This window comes from Pseudomonas persica, from assembly GCF_900291015.1.
GTDB lineage: Bacteria > Pseudomonadota > Gammaproteobacteria > Pseudomonadales > Pseudomonadaceae > Aquipseudomonas.
Map to the genome: position 1 here is coordinate 22,158 of NZ_OLKL01000006.1, position 16,109 is coordinate 38,266.

The following is a 16,109-nucleotide window of genomic DNA, read 5'->3' on the forward strand; positions in this document are numbered from 1 at the left end:
ACAAGGATGACGGCACCGTTCTACGGTGCCTGACCTTCGAGTGTAGACGGGTTATTCGTCGTCGCCTTGATCCATCTCAGGCGGCAGCTCTGGCAGCGCCCGCAGGGCGCTTTCATACCACTCGCTGTTGAACGCACGGTCTTCCACCAGCATATTGTCGATCTCGAAGGCCAGCACATGGGCCATCAGGTTGAGAATGTCTTCACGCTCATAGCCAACCAAGGTCAGCTTGTTGAAGGTGGCCTTGGCCGCAGGCGGCTCGCCGCTTTCTATCTGGTTTTCGATAGCCTGGGTCAGCGTTGCCTCAGCGAAGGCTTCGTCGTCGTCATTGTCGATGTCGGTGGGCTCGCTCATGGCGGTACTCCTAGGATGGGATGCACAGTGTGCCACGCCTGTGGCAGCAATGCCCGGGCATTGACGGGGTGCATGACGCTAGTCAGAGCCGGGCGTACGGTCTATAAAGGCCAGGCCAACCCCTTACGGCCTGGAGGCTGTTACCTCATGCTCAAGCTTCATGGTTTTTCGGTCAGCAACTACTACAACATGGTCAAGCTGGCCCTGCTGGAAAAAGGCCTGCCCTTCGAGGAAATCACCTTCTATGGCGGCCAGGCGCCACAGGCGCTGGAAGTAAGCCCGCGAGGCAAGGTGCCGGTGCTGCAGACCGAACATGGCTTCCTCAGTGAGACCAGCGTGATCCTCGACTATATCGAGCAGACCCAGGGCGGCAAGGCGCTGCTGCCGACTGACCCGTTCGGCCAAGCCAAGGTGCGTGAGCTGCTCAAGGAAATCGAGCTGTACATCGAGCTGCCGGCGCGTACCTGCTACGCCGAGTCTTTCTTTGGCATGTCGGTGGAGCCGCTGATAAAGGAAAAAGCCCGTGCCGACCTGCTGGCCGGTTTTGCCACGCTCAAGCGCAACGGCCGCTTCGCGCCTTATGTGGCGGGTGAGCAACTGACCCTGGCAGACCTGATGTTCTGCTTCTCGGTCGACCTGGCCTGCGCCGTAGGCAAGAAGGTGCTGAACATCGACTTCCTGGCGGACTTCCCGCAGGCCAAGGCGTTGCTGCAGCTGATGCGCGACAACCCGCACATGGCGCGGATCGTGGCGGACAAGGAGGCGGCGATGCCGGCCTTCATGGAGATGATTCGTAGCGGCAAGCGCTGATATCGGTGTCTGGTCATTCGCGGGTAAACCCGCTCCCACAGCTTTTGCACTGCTTCTGAAGCCTCTGTAAACCCTCAGGCTCCCACAGGACTGCACTGCCTTTGAAGCCTGTGCGATACCTGTGGGAGCGGGTTCACCCGCGAACGAGGGCGAAGCCCTCGCCCCGGTGGTTAACGCGAAGCCAGCAGCACCTTGCCGCGAGCAACTGCCGCACGGACCTGCGCCGGCGCGGTACCACCAATGTGGTTACGGGCATTGACCGAGCCTTCCAGGGTCAGTACGGCAAACACGTCCTGCTCGATCTGGTCGCTGAACTGGCGCAGTTCGTCCAGGCTCATCTCGGCCAGGTCCTTGCCGGTGTCCACGCCATACTTCACCGCGTGGCCCACGATCTCGTGGCAGTCACGGAACGGCAGGCCACGGCGTACCAGGTAGTCGGCCAGGTCGGTGGCGGTGGAGAAACCGCGCAGGGCCGCTTCACGCATGATGGCGTGCTTGGGCTTGATTGCCGGGATCATGTCGGCAAAGGCACGCAGCGAGTCACGCAGGGTGTCGGCGGCGTCGAACAGTGGTTCCTTGTCTTCCTGGTTGTCCTTGTTGTAGGCCAGCGGCTGGCCTTTCATCAGGGTCAGCAGGCCGGTCAGGGCGCCGAACACGCGGCCGCTCTTGCCACGTACCAGTTCTGGCACGTCCGGGTTCTTTTTCTGCGGCATGATCGAGCTGCCGGTGCAGAAGCGGTCTGGCAGGTCGATGAACTGGAACTGCGCGCTGGTCCACAGCACCAGCTCTTCGGAGAAGCGCGACAGGTGCATCATCGCCACGCTGGCGGCGGCGCAGAATTCGATGGCGAAGTCGCGGTCCGACACGCCGTCCAGCGAGTTGCCGGCCACAGCTTCGAAGCCCAGCAGCTTGCAGGTGAGTTCGCGGTCGATCGGGTAGGTGGTGCCGGCCAGTGCGGCGCTGCCCAGGGGCATGCGGTTGGCACGCTTGCGGCAGTCGACCAGGCGCTCGTAGTCGCGGCTGAGCATTTCGAACCAGGCCAGCAGGTGGTGGCCGAAGGTGACCGGCTGGGCCGTCTGCAGGTGGGTGAAGCCGGGCATGATGGTTTCGGCTTCACGCTCGGCCTGCTCCAGCAGGCCCTGCTGCAGGCGGGTGATTTCGGCGAGGATCAGGTCGATTTCGTCACGTAGCCACAGGCGGATGTCGGTGGCCACCTGATCGTTGCGGCTACGGCCGGTATGCAGCTTCTTGCCGGTGATGCCGATACGGTCGGTCAGGCGTGCCTCGATGTTCATGTGCACATCTTCGAGATCGACGCGCCAGTCGAAGGTGCCGGCCTCGATCTCGCCCTGGATGGTCTTCAGGCCATCGATGATGGTGTCGCGCTCGGCATCGCTGAGCACGCCGACCTGCGCCAGCATGGTGGCATGGGCGATCGAACCCATGATGTCGTGGCGGTACAGGCGCTTGTCGAAATCGACCGAGGCGGTGAAACGGGCGACGAAGGCGTCGACGGGCTCACTGAAGCGGCCGCCCCAGGACTGATTGGTCTTGTCGGTGCTCATGGATTCACTCATTGCAGGCGTGAACGAAAAAGTGGCGTCGATGATAGCAGGGTTGGGCTGGCCGCCGCAGGGCGCTGGTCGTGAGAAATGCGCGGAAAACGATAGAGAAGGATTTGCAGGAATGAACGGCAGTGTTCCACGGACCGTCTACAGTTGGACTGAGGACTGGCAGTGAATCTGCCGGCCGAGTGAATCTTTGGCCATCGCACCGGTCTAGAGCGTGACCTTAGTGTCGCTCGAACCATACCTGTCTACGCTATACCTGTGCGAGACTCATTCAGGAATCCAGCGCAATTATGAATGTCCTGATCGTTGATGACGAACCCCAAGGCCGTGAGCGCCTTAGCCGGCTGCTCGGCGAACTGGAGGGTTACACCGTGCTGGAGCCTAGCGCCACCAACGGCGAGGAGGCCCTGGCGCTGATCGAAAGCCTCAAGCCCGATGTGGTCCTGCTGGACATCGGCATGCCAGGCCTGGACGGCCTGCAGGTTGCTGCTCGCCTGTGCGAGCGCGAAGCGCCGCCGGCGGTGGTGTTTTGCACCGGAGACGATGAATACGGTACCGAGGCGTTCAAGGACAGTACCCTCAGCCATGTGACCAAACCTTTCCAGGCCCAGGCCTTGCGCGACGCCTTGCGCAAGGCCGAAAAGCCCAACCGCACCCAGTTGGCAGCGCTCACCCGACCGGCCAATGAAGGTGGCGGCCCGCGTAGCCACATCAGTGCCCGCACGCGCAAAGGCATCGAGCTGATCCCTTTGCCCCAGGTGATCTACTTCATTGCCGACCACAAGTACGTGACCTTGCGCCACGAGGCTGGGGAAGTGCTGCTCGACGAGCCGCTCAAGGCTCTGGAAGACGAATTTGGCGAACGCTTCGTGCGTATCCATCGCAACGCGCTGGTTGCCCGTGAGCGTATCGAACGCCTGCAGCGTACCCCGCTGGGGCATTTCCAGCTGTACCTGAAAGGCCTGGACGGGGACGCCCTGACCGTCAGCCGGCGCCATGTGGCTGGTGTGCGCAAGATGATGCAGACTCTCTGAGCCTGTACCGGCCCAATCGCCGGCAAGCCAGCTCCCACAGGTATAGCGTCAGCCTTGAGCCTTGCTCGGCCCCTGTGGGAGCTGGCTTGCCGGCGATTGGGCCGGTACAGGTAAGCACAGGATCCTGATCCACATCTGCTAGCGATACCGGCGATGCTGTTATCATCGACAGCATTTCTCTGGATCGGGGCGTTCCATGTCCACTCGCGAAATCCGCATTGCCACCCGTAAAAGTGCCTTGGCCCTGTGGCAGGCCGAATACGTCAAAGCCCGCCTCGAGCAGGCCCACCCCGGTCTGCTGGTGACCCTGGTGCCCATGGTCAGCCGTGGCGACAAGCTGCTCGACGCGCCGCTGGCGAAGATCGGTGGCAAGGGGTTGTTCGTCAAGGAATTGGAAACCGCTCTGCTGGACAATGAAGCCGATATCGCCGTGCATTCGATGAAGGACGTGCCCATGGACTTCCCCGAGGGCCTGGGCCTGTACTGCATCTGCGAGCGCGAAGACCCGCGCGATGCCTTCGTCTCCAACCGCTTTGCCAGCCTCGACGCGCTGCCGGCCGGCAGCATCGTCGGTACCTCCAGCCTGCGTCGCCAGGCCCAGTTGCTGGCGCGTCGCCCGGACCTGCAAATCCGCTTTCTGCGTGGCAACGTCAATACTCGCCTGGCCAAGCTGGATGCTGGTGAGTACGACGCCATTATTCTTGCCGCCGCCGGCCTGATCCGTCTGGGCTTCGAAGACCGCATCACCTCCACCATCAGCGTCGATGACAGCCTGCCGGCTGGCGGCCAGGGGGCGGTGGGCATCGAGTGCCGCAGCGCCGACCAGCAGATCCACACGCTGCTGGCGCCGCTGCACCATGCCGATACCGCCGACCGGGTGGTGGCCGAACGCGCCTTGAACAAACGCCTGAATGGTGGCTGCCAGGTGCCGATTGCCTGCTATGCGGTACTGGAAGGTGACCAGCTGTGGCTGCGTGGCCTGGTCGGCCAGCCCAGCGGCGGTACCCTGCTGGTGGCCGATGCCCGTGCTCCTCGCGCTGCTGCCGAGGCCTTGGGCGTACAAGTGGCCGAAGACCTGCTGGGCCAGGGCGCCGAGGCCATCCTCAAGGAAGTCTACGGCGAGGCCGGCCACCCGTGAGCCAATGGCGCCTGTTGCTGACCCGGCCTGCCGAGGACTGTGCGGCACTGGCGCAAAGCCTGGCGGCGGCGGGGGTGGGCAGCAGCTGTCTGCCGCTGCTGGCGATCGAGCCCGTCGCTGTGGATAACCAGCAACGCCTGTTGCTGGAAGGCCTGCAGGGTTTCCAGGCGGTCATCGTGGTCAGCAAGCCGGCGGCCCGGTTGTTGCTTGAACAACTGGCCGAAGCCGGCCTGCAGCCCCCCGTGCAAGGCTGGTTCACTGTGGGCGAGGCGACCGCCGCCGTGCTGCAGAGCGCGGGCCTGGCGGTGAGCGTCCCGCCACGAGGGGATGACAGCGAAGCGTTGCTGGCACTGCCAGCCCTGCGCCAGGCAGTTGCCGTGCCGGCGCCGCGGGTCTTGATCGTGCGTGGTGTCGGAGGTCGCGAACTGCTGGCAGAGCGTCTTGCAGAGCAAGGTGCTAGTGTCGATTATCTGGAACTGTATCGTCGCTGCCTGCCGGTTTACCCGGTGGGCACCCTGATGCGCCGGATCGAAGCGGAACGCCTCAATGGCCTGGTGGTCAGCAGTGGGCAGGGTTTTGAACACTTGCAGCAGATGGCCGGTGCCGATTGGCCGCAGCTGGCGCGTCTGCCGCTGTTCGTGCCCAGCCCGCGGGTCGCCGAACAGGCCAGGGCCGCCGGGGCCCAACAGGTTGTGGATTGCCGTGGCGCCAGTGCCACGGCCTTGCTGGCAGCCGTGCAGCGCAGCGCTGCACCTGCCTCTTAAGGCGCTAAGCTGAACGCGATGCGCCCCCATGCAAAGGATGGATACGTGAGCGAGACTGTCTTGTCCAATAACGATCAGCCGTCGGCACAGGCGCCGGCGGAACCCGTCACCGCCCCACCTGCCAAGCGCTCCGGCAGTGGCCTGGCAACGCTGGCCCTGCTGTTGGGCGCGACCGGGGTGGCGGTAGGTGGCTGGGGTGTCTGGCAGGTGCGTCAACTGCAAGGCAGCGAATTCAACCAGGGCCAGCACATCGAGGCGTTGAACCTGCGCGCCGAGGCCCTGCAGCAGCGTGAGCAGCAGATCAGCGCGCAACTGGCCAGCCTGCCGGCGGCCAGCGAGCTGGAAGACCGCCGCCGCCTGGTGGCGCAGCTGCAAGGCGACCAGCAGCGCCTCAGCCAGCGCCTGGAAACCGTGCTGGGCGAAAGCCGCAAGGAATGGCGCCTGGCCGAGGCCGAGCACTTGCTGCGCCTGGCTACCCTGCGCCTGTCGGCGCTGCAGGACATTACCAGTGCCAAGGCCTTGGTCGAGGGTGCTGACGAGATCCTGCGCGAGCAGAGCGATCCGGGTGCCTTCGCCGCCCGTGAGCAGCTGGCGCGCAGCCTGGCCACGCTCAACAGCACCCAGCAGCCGGACCGTACCGGCTTGTTCCTGAAACTGGCCGCGCAGCGCGAGCTGGTGCAGCAACTCAGCGCCCAGTCGCCGGAGTTCGACAGCAATGCCGATGCCCTTGGCGCCCTGACTGCCGAGGGTGATGGTGCCAGTCGCCTGTCGCAGTGGTGGGCCGAGATCTCCAAGTACTTCCAGATCGACTTCAACGCCGATGACAACGTGCGTCCGCTGCTGGCCGGGCAGCAACTTAACCAGCTGCGCCTGGCCCTGAGCCTGACCATCGAGCAGGCCCAGTGGGCAGCGCTCAATGGCGACCCCAAGGTCTACACCCAGGCCTTGGACGACGCCCGCAGCGTGCTGCTGGCCAACTTCAACGCCGACAACCCGCAAAGCAAGGCCATGCTTGACAGCCTCAATGCCCTGGCCGAGCAACCGGTGTCGGTGGTTACCCCCGACCTCAGCGAAAGCCTGGCCGCAGTGCAGGCCTATATTCAGCGCCGCCACCTGCCGGTCGAAGCTGAGGGAGGCAAGCCATGAAGCGTGTCTACCTGCTGGCCGTGCTGGCGATTGTGGTTGCCGCGGCCCTGGGTATTGCGGTCGCCAAGCACAGCGGCTATGTGCTGATCTCCTATGGCAGCTTCCGCTACCAGTCGGGGTTGTGGGCGGCCCTGGCCGGCTTGCTGGCTGTGGTTGTGCTGCTGTGGCTGGTGCGCTACCTGGTCGGCCTGGTGTTGACTTCCAGCGGGGTAGTCAACCCGTGGTCGCGGCGTAACCGCAGCCGGCGCGTTCGTCTGGCCATCGAGCAGGGCCAGCTGGATCTCGCCGAGGGCCGTTGGGCCAGTGCCCAGCGCCACCTGCACCGTGCCGCCGAGGCCGAGCGCCAGCCGTTGCTGTACTACCTCGGTGCCGCGCGTGCCGCCAACGAGCAAGGCCGAACCGAAGACAGCGACAATCTGCTGGAACGTGCCCTGGAACGCCAGCCGCAAGCGGAACTGGCCATCGCGCTGACCCATGCGCAGCTGCAGATGGACCGTGGCGAAAGCGATGGCGCCCTGGAAACCCTGCTGGCCATGCAGGAGCGCCACCCGCACAACAGCCAGGTGCTGCGCCTGCTGCAGCGCCTGCACCTGGAGCGCGGCGACTGGTCGGCTCTGATCCGCCTGCTGCCCGACCTGCGCAAGGGCAAGGTGCTGCCGGGCGCCGAGCTGGCAGCCCTGGAACAACGTGCCTGGGGCCAGAACCTGAGCCTGGCCACCACCCGTGGCGAGGACGCGCAAAGTGCCCGTCAGGCTCTGGAGCGCGCCTGGCAGCAACTGACCGCGGCCCAGCGCCAGGAGCCACAGCTGGTGCTGGCCTACGCCGAGCAATTGCGCCAGGTGGGAGCCCAGAGCGAAGCCGAACAAGTGTTGCGCACTGCCCTCAAGCGTGAATACGAAAGCCACCTGGCCCGCCTGTACGGCCTGGTGCGCGGTGATGACCCGGCGCGCCAGCTGCAAACTGCCGAAGGTTGGCTCAAGGCCCACCCGCAAGACGCCAGCCTGCTGCTGACCCTGGGCCGCCTGAGCCTGCAGAACCGCCTGTGGGGCAAGGCGCGCGACTATCTGGAAAGCAGCCTGCGCATGGAGCGCAACCCCGAGGCCTGCGCCGAGCTGGCGCGCCTGCTCGCTGGCCTTGGCGAGACCGAGCGCAGCAACCAACTGTTCCAGGAGGGCCTCGGCCTGCTGGACGAGCGCCTGCTAGCCCTGCCTTTGCCCGAAGGCGTACGCGCCTGACCTACCCCAGAGCCCGCGCCAAGGTGCGGGCTCCGGGGGCGGGTAATTTGTCTGTCGATGTAAGTTAGATCTGCAGTCCTTTTCTTCAGACGTTTCCTACCGCATGACTGGAAATTTCCTTCGCGATTCAGCGACTTGTCATTGCTGTCGCGCCTTGAAACAAAGCGCGTCTTTCCTCTACCGTTTCAAGTCACTTCATTACCCCGGGACCTTCACCGCCCATGCTGCCGGCCCGTTTGCGCACCTTTTTCCTACCTGCCTGCCTCGCTGCACTGGCGGTACTGGCCGCGTCCTTCCACCTGGAAAATGTCCTGGGGTTGGTGCCGTGCCCGTTGTGCTTCAGCCAGCGGCTGTTGCTTGGCGTGTACGCGCTGCTGTGCCTGGCGGCAGTGTTGCAGGCACCGGATACGGCGGGCATTCGCTGTTACGCGCGGGCGACGCTGGGCTGCTCGCTGGCCGGGGCATTACTGGCAGGGCGACATGTCTGGTTGCAAGGGGATGACGGGGCCATCCCTGTCTGCCCTATGCCGCTCGGGCGGCTGCTTGAGCAGTCCTGGGGCGAGGCGGCCCGGCAACTGTTGTTCGGTGGCCCGGATTGCAACTCGCTGACCTGGAGCTTTCTCGACCTGACCCTGCCCGAGTGGAGCCTGCTGGCTTTCCTGCTGCTGGCGGTGCTGCCCTTGAGCTGCCTGCTGGCGTATCGTTTCCGCAGCCTGGCGAGAACATGACCTGGCGCAAGGTTGGGCCATTGGCACGACCAATGGCGATGTAACAGGGTATTAAACACTTGTATGAACTTTGTCCGCTGCGTACCTTGAAGGGCAGCACGCGCGGGAATAATCTCCCAGCACGCATACCGAAAACACAACTGCTCGATGCCGCCTGCTGATGTCACCTTTGTGCTGCACGGTCGTGGTGCGAGGTGCAGCGGCATTTACCCAGAAGGGAAGAGATCGCCATGCTCGATAGTTGTCAGAACGCTCAGGAACGCTGGGGTGGGGTTCACAAACTGATCGACCGCTGGCTGGAGGAGCGCCAGGAACTGGTGCAGGCTTTCCGCGCCTTGCGCGATGCCAAGCCGGCCTTCGCCGACAAGGACACGAACGGGGAGTTTTGCGCGCTCCTTGTCGACTACGTTTCGGCGTGGCATTTCGAAGTCTGCGAGCAGCTGGTCAGTGAGGCCAAGGCTTTCGGCGACGAGAAGGCGCTGAAGCTGGCCGAAGACATCAACCCACGGATCAACGACAGTACCCAGATCGCCCTGGCCTTCAATGACCATTGCGCCAAGGGGGAGTGCAAGGACACCGAACGCTTTGCCGAAAAGCTGGGCAAGCTGGGTGGCCTGCTACACGAGCGCTTCGAGCTCGAAGACTGTCTGATCGAAGTGCTGCACAACGCGCACAAGGAAGAGGGCGCAGTCCAGGCCTGAGGGTTGGCGTCAGTCGCCAACCGCCAGCAGTTCGATCTCGAACACCAGGGGTGTGTAGGGTGCGATCAGGTCACCCGCGCCCTCGGCGCCATAGGCTTGCGCCGACGGAATCACCAGGCGCCATTTGGTGCCGGTGTGCATCCGCGGCAATGCCACCTGCCACCCTTCGATCACCGAATCCAGGCTGAACCATTGGGGCGTCTGGTTCTGGTCGAACACCGAGCCGTCTGGCAGCCTGCCCACATAGCGCACCTGCACCTTGCCACCGGCTTTGGGCTGCGCGCCCGTACCTGCTTGCAGTTCGCTGTAGAGCACACCCTCCGGTAGTTCGTGCACACCATAACGACCGCGCTCGCTGGCCATGAAGCGCGTTTCGGCAGCCTGCAGCTTCTGCATGGCGGCATCGCCTTGCTGTGTTTCATGCTGCTGGAGCACGGCCTGCATGCGTGCCTTGTCGAGTTTCAGCGGTTGGCCTTGGTAGGACTGGCGCAGGCCTTCGACCAGCGCATCCAGTTGCAGGCCCGGCATCTCTTGGCGCAGCCGCTCACCCAGGCTGGCGCCGAGGCTGTAGGCGAGGTCATGTTCGTTGCTGTCGGCCAGGGCGATGGGCGCCAGCAGGCATAAACCTAAAACAAGATATCGAGACATGGTCAGTTCCTGCGCCAATGAGCGTGGAAGTATGCCAGTGTTTCGACAGATTTCAGTCTTTGTATCTACCGGTACTGGCCCTATCGCCGGCAAGCCAGCTCCCACTTTGACCGCATCGACTTCAAGTCAGGCGCAGTGCCTGTGGGCGCTGGCTTGCCAGCGATAGGGCCGGTACAGATAACTGCCAAATATCAGCAATGATTTATTCAGCAACTACACTTGCTCGGAGCTGCAAGATAACAACTTTGCCCAGGCATGCAACGCGGCGTAAACATTACTGTCAACATGCCCTAGCGGCGGTAGCAGCAGAAGCATAGTATGAGCCGCAATCTCGTCAGCCAGGAGGTAAACCATGTCGGCCAAAAAGAAGCCAGTAAGCACGCCGTTACACCTGCTCCAGCAACTTTCGGGCAGCTTGCTCGAACACTTGGAAGATGCCTGCTCGCAAGCGCTGGCTGATGCGGAAAAACTGCTGGCCAAGTTGGAAAAGCAGCGTGGCAAGGCCCAGGAAAAACTGCACAACGGTCGCCTGAAACTGCAAGACGCGGCCAAGGCAGGTAAAGCCAAGGCGCAGAGCAAGGCGCAAAAAGCCATTGGCGAAATTGAACAACTGCTCGACGCCCTCAAGGAGCGTCAAACCCAGACCCGTTCTTATATCCAGCAACTCAAGCGCGATGCCCAGGACAGCCTCAAGCTGGCCCAGGGTGTAGGCAAGGTTCGCGAAGCTGCAGCCAAGGCGCTTGACCAGCGTGCTGCCAAGACCAGCAAACCGGCAGCCGCCAAACCCGCCATCAGGGCTGCTGCGGCCAAACCTGTCGCCAAACCCGCCACCAGGGCTGCTGCGGCCAAACCTGTCGCCAAACCAGCTACCAAGGCCACTGTTGCGGCCAAGCCTGCTGCCAAGACCACTGCTGCTGGCAAACCTGCAGCGAAGCCTGCTGCCATGGCCACTGCTGCTGCCAAGCCTGCAGCGAAGCCTGCTGCCAAGGCCACTGCTGCTGCCAAGCCTGCAGCGAAGCCTGCTGCCAAGGCCACTGCTGCTGCCAAGCCTGCAGCGAAGCCAGCTGCCAAAGCCGCTGCTGCCAAGCCTGCAGCGAAGCCAGCTACCAAAGCCGCTGCTGCCAAGCCTGCAACCGCCAAACCTGCGGCCAAGCCCGCTGCCGCAGCCAAGCCAGCGGCGGCCAAAGCGCCAGCCAAAGCTGCTGCTAAGCCCGCCGCGAAACCAGCTACCGCCAAACCAGCAACTGCCAAGCCTGTTGCCAGCAAGCCAGCCGAAGCCAAACCGGCTACGTCTGCCGCCGGCACCCCGGCCGCCGCGACCAACTCGGCCACCCCGGCAGCTTCGGTAGCACCATCGACACCCGCCAGCAGCTCGGCTCAGGCACCGTCTTCGGCGTCCTGAAACGCTGCCGCCGCGACGCGCAATCGAGCCAGCGCGTCGTGGTGGCGGGCTTGGTCCGGCGCCAGCCGGGCCAGCCAGTCGTCCAGGGGCTCATGGGCGTCCGCCGACCACTGGCGCGAACGCTCCTGCAAACGCCCCAGCAAGGCTTTCTCGGCCTGTAACTCCAACCCCTTCAGCTGCTCACGCAACGCCGCCAGCTGCGCATCACTTTGCGCTGCGGCTCGCCACTGTTGGCGCAAGCTACGTAATGGGCTGACCACTTCGCGCTGCCAGGGCTCGGTAACCTCGCGCAATGCCTGTACGCGCTCGTCCCGCACAGCCACGCCACGCGCCTGCAGCCAGGTTGCGCACAGCAGCAGGCAGACATCGCCACCCAGCGTCTGCAGGTCAAGGCAGGCCGCTTCCACGCCGGGCCTGGCGTACAAGGCCAGGGTGTGATTCCACAGGTCGGTGTGCATGGTTCCACTCGCGCTATGGGTCGAGGAAGCTGGTAGACTCCGCGACCATCATGATCAGACTATCCAACCTCACTTTACAGCGTGGTCCGCAGCGCTTGCTAGAAGGCGCCGAGATGACCCTGCACACCGGTCACAAGGCCGGCCTGATCGGCGCCAACGGTGCCGGAAAATCCAGCCTGTTCGCCCTGCTGCGCGGTGAGCTGTCGCCCGATGCCGGCGATTGCCAGCTGCCCGCTGACTGGCGCATCGCCCACATGCGCCAGGAGGTCGACACCCTCGACCGCCTGGCCGTGGACTATGTGCTCGACGGCGACGCACGCCTGCGCAAGGTCCAGGCCGAACTGGCCGCGGCCGAGCAGGCCCACGACGGTACCGCCCTGGCGCGCCTGCACAGTGAGCTGGATAGCGCCGACGGCTATACCGCCGACGCCCGCGCGCGCAAGCTGCTGGCCGGCCTGGGCTTCACCAACGAGCAGATGGATCGCCGCGTCGGCGACTTCTCCGGTGGCTGGCGGATGCGCCTGAACCTGGCCCAGGCCCTGATGTGCCCGTCCGACCTGCTGCTGCTCGACGAGCCCACCAACCACCTGGACCTGGACGCTATCCTGTGGCTGGAGGACTGGCTCAAGAGCTACCCCGGTACGCTGTTGCTGATCTCCCACGACCGCGACTTCCTCGATGCCGTGGTCGACCATGTGCTGCACGTCGAGCAGCGCAAGCTGAACCTGTACAAGGGCGGTTACACCGCCTTCGAGCGCACCCGTGCCGAACGCCTGGCGCAACAGCAGCAGGCCTACGAGAAGCAGCAGGCCCAGCGTGCGCACATGGAAAAGTACATTGCCCGCTTCAAGGCCCAGGCCACCAAGGCCCGCCAGGCACAGAGCCGGATCAAGGCCCTGGAACGCATGGAGGAGCTGTCGGCGGCGCATGTCGATTCGCCGTTCGACTTCGTCTTCCGCGAATCGCAGAAAATCTCCAGCCCGCTGCTGAGCCTGTCCGAAGGCCGCCTGGGCTACGGTGACAAGGCGATCCTCGACAAGGTCAAGCTGCAGCTCACCCCCGGTGCGCGCATTGGCCTGCTCGGCCCCAACGGTGCCGGCAAGTCGACCCTGATCAAGAACCTCGCGGGCGAGCTCGAGCCGCTGTCGGGTCGCCTGGTGCGTGGCGAGAACCTGGCGGTGGGCTACTTTGCCCAGCACCAGTTGGACTCGCTGGACGACAAGGCCAGCCCGTTGCTGCACCTGCAGCGCATCGCCCCCACCGAGCGCGAGCAGACCCTGCGCGATTTCCTAGGTGGCTTCGACTTCCATGGCGACCGCGTCGACGAGCCGGTGGTGAACTTCTCCGGTGGTGAGAAAGCCCGCCTGGCACTGGCACTGATCGCCTGGGAGCGGCCGAACCTGCTGCTGCTCGACGAACCGACCAACCACCTCGATCTGGAAATGCGCCTGGCGCTGACCATGGCCCTGCAGGAGTTCGCCGGTGCTGTGGTAGTGGTATCGCACGACCGTCACCTGCTCAAGAGCACCACCGACGATTTCCTGCTGGTGGCGGAGGGCAAGGTCGAAACCTTCGACGGTGACCTGGACGACTACAGCCGCTGGCTGGTCGAGTACCGCCAGCGCAGCGCGCCGGCCAGTACCGCCCCGGTCAACCCGGACAAGACCGACAAGAAAGCCCAACGCCAGGCTGCCGCAACCTTGCGGCAGCAACTGGCCCCGCACAAGAAGGCCGCCGACAAGCTGGAAACCGAGCTCAACCAGGTGCATGCGCAACTGGCCGAGATCGAGACCGCGCTGGGTGATGGTGGCCTTTACGACGCGTCGCGCAAGGACGAGTTGCGTGACCTGCTGGCGCGCCAGACCAAGCTCAAGCAGCGTGAAGGCGAACTGGAAGAGGCCTGGATGGAAGCGCTGGAAACCCTCGAAAGCATGCAGGCCGAACTCGAGGCGCTGTCCTGATGGAGGAACTGCGTTCGCTGCTGCCGGGGCAATGGATGGACACCTTCTGGCTGGGCTTGCAGATTCTGTTGATCCTGGTGGCGGCCTTCGTCCTGCAGCGCATCGTCGCTCGCGGGTTGAGCCGCCTGGGCCGGCGTTACCCGTTGCCGCCGGAGCTGCTAATGCCGGTGCGTGGTGCCCTGCGCTGGCTGATCATGGGCAGCGCGCTGCTGTTCTTGCTGGAGCGGCTGGGGGTATCGGCGACGGTGCTGTGGACAGCACTGTCCGGCTTCGTCGCAGTGGCGGCGGTGGCCTTCTTCGCCATGTGGAGCGTGCTGTCCAACCTGCTGTGCGCGGTGCTCATCTTCACCGTCGGGCCGTTTCGCATCGGTGACGTGGTCGAACTGGTCGACACCCTGGACAAGCCGGGCGTGAAAGGCCGGGTGATCGCCATCAACCTGCTGTTCACCACCCTGATGGAAATGCCCGAGGCGGGCGGGGCGTTGGTGCAGGTGCCCAATAGCCAGTTCTTTCAGAAGTCGGTGCGGCGCTGGCGAGGTGCTGAGGTACAGGTTATGCACAAAGCGTCGCCTGCCGAGGCCGACTGAACCTGCACCGGCCTCTTCGCGGGTAAACCCGCGAAGAGGCCGGCACAGGCAATACAAATCCTCAGAAATCGCTGGTTATTTTTTCACCAACACCTTAGTTTAACGTTTTGCAACATATGTTCGAGCGAGGTGTGTGATGTCGATGGAGGTGTGGTTGGGCTTCTTTGCCGCCTGTTGGGTGATCAGCCTTTCACCCGGTGCCGGGGCGATTGCCTCGATGTCCAGCGGCCTGCAATACGGCTTCTGGCGTGGTTACTGGAACGCCCTGGGCCTGCAATTGGGCCTGATCGTGCAGATCGCCATCATTGCCGCCGGCGTCGGTGCCATCCTGGCAGCCTCGGCTACCGCCTTCCAGGTCATCAAATGGTTCGGTGTCGCCTACCTCATCTACCTGGCTTACAAGCAGTGGCGTGCCCTGCCCATGGACATGAGCGATGAATCCGCCGTGCGCCCGATCGGTAAACCACTGAGCCTGGTGTTCCGTGGCTTCCTGGTCAACGTCAGCAACCCCAAGGCGTTGGTGTTCATGCTGGCGGTGCTGCCGCAGTTCATCAACCCGCATGAGCCGCTGTTGCCACAGTATCTGGCGATCACCGTGACCATGGTCACCGTGGACATGCTGGTGATGGCGGGGTACACCGGGTTGGCTGCGCGGGTGTTGCGCTTGCTGCGTACACCCAAGCAGCAGAAGCGTTTGAACCGGACGTTCGCCGGGTTGTTCATTGGCGCGGCTACCTTCCTGGCTACGCTGCGCCGCGCGCCAGTCTGATAGATCGCCTTCAGGCCATTCGCGGGCAAGCCCGCGAATGGGCCACCGCTATTTTTGCTTGTCCACTAACCCCTTGAGCAAATCCACCGGCAGCGGAAAGACGATGGTCGAGCTCTTGTCCCCGGCAATCGTCCCCAGCGTCTGCATATAACGCAACTGCATCGCCCCCGGCTCCTTGCTCAGCATCTGCGCCGCCTGCATCAGCTTCTCCGACGCCTGCAACTCACCCTCGGCATGGATCACCTTGGCCCGCCGTTCACGCTCGGCTTCGGCCTGGCGGGCAATGGCGCGCACCATCGATTCGTTGAGGTCGACATGCTTGATCTCGACGTTGGCTACCTTGATGCCCCAGGCATCGGTCTGCGCATCCAGCACCTGGCGAATGTCCGAGTTCAACTGCTCGCGTTCGGCCAGCAGTTCATCCAGTTCGTGCTTGCCGAGCACCGCACGCAGTGTGGTCTGGGCCAGCTGGCTGGTTGCCACGAGAAAGTCCTCGACCTGGATGATCGCCTTCTGCGGATCGAGCACGCGGAAGTACAGCACGGCGTTGACCTTGACCGAGACGTTGTCGCGGGTGATCACATCCTGCGGTGGTACATCCAGCACCACGGTGCGCAGGTCGACCCGCACCATTTGCTGGATCACCGGGATCAACAGGATCAGCCCCGGCCCCTTCACCTGCCAGAAGCGCCCCAGCTGGAACACCACGCCGCGCTCGTATTCGCGCAGGATGCGGAACGCCGACAGCAACAGCATCGCCAGCACGATCAGCACCGCGCCGAAACCCAATTGCATGAACATGG

17 protein-coding genes are annotated in these 16,109 nt (G+C 63.9%); 12 read left to right on the top strand and 5 right to left on the bottom strand.

Translation table 11 applies throughout. The features are described 5' to 3' along the window. Nucleotides 1-51: 51 nt before the first annotated feature. Nucleotides 52-354 carry a hypothetical protein gene (locus FQ664_RS01285; protein ID WP_144170108.1) on the bottom strand — a complete coding sequence of 101 codons (303 nt, stop codon included), beginning with the start codon at nt 352-354 and terminating at the stop codon, nt 52-54. 147 nt (nt 355-501) lie between these two features. On the opposite strand from FQ664_RS01285, the gene FQ664_RS01290 reads away from it, so the two are divergent. After that, nucleotides 502-1,164 (top strand): glutathione S-transferase, encoded by a 663-nt coding sequence (locus FQ664_RS01290; RefSeq protein ID WP_144170109.1) that lies wholly within the window; start codon nt 502-504, stop codon nt 1,162-1,164. A gap of 170 nt (nt 1,165-1,334) precedes the next feature. Here FQ664_RS01290 and argH read toward each other — a convergent pair whose 3' ends face one another. Further along, a complete protein-coding gene (gene argH / locus FQ664_RS01295; RefSeq protein ID WP_144170110.1) occupies nt 1,335-2,729 on the bottom strand; it encodes an argininosuccinate lyase in 1,395 nt (464 codons plus the stop codon). A 296-nt stretch (nt 2,730-3,025) separates the two neighbouring features. Here argH and FQ664_RS01300 point away from each other — a divergent pair, with 296 nt between their 5' ends. The 7 genes from FQ664_RS01300 to rsd all read left to right on the top strand — a co-directional run bounded on the left by FQ664_RS01300 (nt 3,026) and on the right by rsd (nt 9,481). After that, entirely contained in the window at nt 3,026-3,769 is a 744-nt protein-coding gene (locus FQ664_RS01300; RefSeq protein ID WP_144170111.1) for a LytR/AlgR family response regulator transcription factor, read from the top strand. A gap of 196 nt (nt 3,770-3,965) precedes the next feature. After that, a complete protein-coding gene (gene hemC / locus FQ664_RS01305; RefSeq protein WP_144170112.1) occupies nt 3,966-4,907 on the top strand; it encodes a hydroxymethylbilane synthase in 942 nt (313 codons plus the stop codon). Continuing rightward, a complete protein-coding gene (locus tag FQ664_RS01310; protein WP_144170113.1) occupies nt 4,904-5,671 on the top strand; it encodes a uroporphyrinogen-III synthase in 768 nt (255 codons plus the stop codon). Before hemC ends, FQ664_RS01310 begins: the two co-directional genes overlap by 4 nt. 45 nt (nt 5,672-5,716) lie before the next feature. Then, nucleotides 5,717-6,817, top strand: coding sequence for a uroporphyrinogen-III C-methyltransferase (locus FQ664_RS01315; RefSeq protein ID WP_144170114.1), 1,101 nt, complete (start codon nt 5,717-5,719; stop codon nt 6,815-6,817). Beyond that, complete coding sequence (locus FQ664_RS01320; RefSeq protein ID WP_144170115.1) at nt 6,814-8,052, top strand: heme biosynthesis protein HemY; 1,239 nt, start codon at nt 6,814-6,816, stop codon at nt 8,050-8,052. The genes FQ664_RS01315 and FQ664_RS01320 overlap by 4 nt, the downstream gene beginning before the upstream one ends. Nucleotides 8,053-8,273: 221 nt before the next feature. Further along, a complete protein-coding gene (locus tag FQ664_RS01325) occupies nt 8,274-8,780 on the top strand; it encodes a disulfide bond formation protein B (RefSeq protein ID WP_144170116.1) in 507 nt (168 codons plus the stop codon). A 230-nt stretch (nt 8,781-9,010) separates the two neighbouring features. Beyond that, nucleotides 9,011-9,481 (top strand): sigma D regulator, encoded by a 471-nt coding sequence (rsd, locus tag FQ664_RS01330; RefSeq protein ID WP_085691938.1) that lies wholly within the window; start codon nt 9,011-9,013, stop codon nt 9,479-9,481. Between the two features lie 9 nt (nt 9,482-9,490). Here rsd and FQ664_RS01335 read toward each other — a convergent pair whose 3' ends face one another. Next, a complete protein-coding gene (locus FQ664_RS01335; RefSeq protein WP_144170117.1) occupies nt 9,491-10,129 on the bottom strand; it encodes an FKBP-type peptidyl-prolyl cis-trans isomerase in 639 nt (212 codons plus the stop codon). A 352-nt stretch (nt 10,130-10,481) separates the two neighbouring features. Here FQ664_RS01335 and FQ664_RS01340 point away from each other — a divergent pair, with 352 nt between their 5' ends. Continuing rightward, nucleotides 10,482-11,531: an AlgP family protein gene (locus FQ664_RS01340; protein ID WP_144170118.1), complete on the top strand. Its 1,050-nt coding sequence runs from the start codon at nt 10,482-10,484 to the stop codon at nt 11,529-11,531. On the opposite strand, the gene FQ664_RS01345 is transcribed toward FQ664_RS01340, so the two are convergent. Beyond that, entirely contained in the window at nt 11,507-11,989 is a 483-nt protein-coding gene (locus tag FQ664_RS01345) for a TIGR02444 family protein (protein ID WP_144170119.1), read from the bottom strand. The two genes, FQ664_RS01340 and FQ664_RS01345, sit on opposite strands and share 25 nt — an antisense overlap. A gap of 50 nt (nt 11,990-12,039) precedes the next feature. On the opposite strand from FQ664_RS01345, the gene abc-f reads away from it, so the two are divergent. From abc-f to FQ664_RS01360, 3 genes are all read left to right on the top strand, one after another. Further along, complete coding sequence (gene abc-f, locus FQ664_RS01350) at nt 12,040-13,950, top strand: ribosomal protection-like ABC-F family protein (RefSeq protein WP_144170120.1); 1,911 nt, start codon at nt 12,040-12,042, stop codon at nt 13,948-13,950. Further along, on the top strand, nt 13,950-14,537 hold the full coding sequence (locus FQ664_RS01355; protein ID WP_144170121.1) for a mechanosensitive ion channel family protein: 588 nt from the start codon (nt 13,950-13,952) through the stop codon (nt 14,535-14,537). Before abc-f ends, FQ664_RS01355 begins: the two co-directional genes overlap by 1 nt. A gap of 136 nt (nt 14,538-14,673) precedes the next feature. Beyond that, complete coding sequence (locus tag FQ664_RS01360) at nt 14,674-15,306, top strand: LysE family transporter (protein WP_144170122.1); 633 nt, start codon at nt 14,674-14,676, stop codon at nt 15,304-15,306. Between the two features lie 48 nt (nt 15,307-15,354). Here FQ664_RS01360 and FQ664_RS01365 read toward each other — a convergent pair whose 3' ends face one another. Then, complete coding sequence (locus tag FQ664_RS01365) at nt 15,355-16,107, bottom strand: slipin family protein (protein WP_015268552.1); 753 nt, start codon at nt 16,105-16,107, stop codon at nt 15,355-15,357. Between the last annotated feature and the right edge of the window lie 2 nt (nt 16,108-16,109).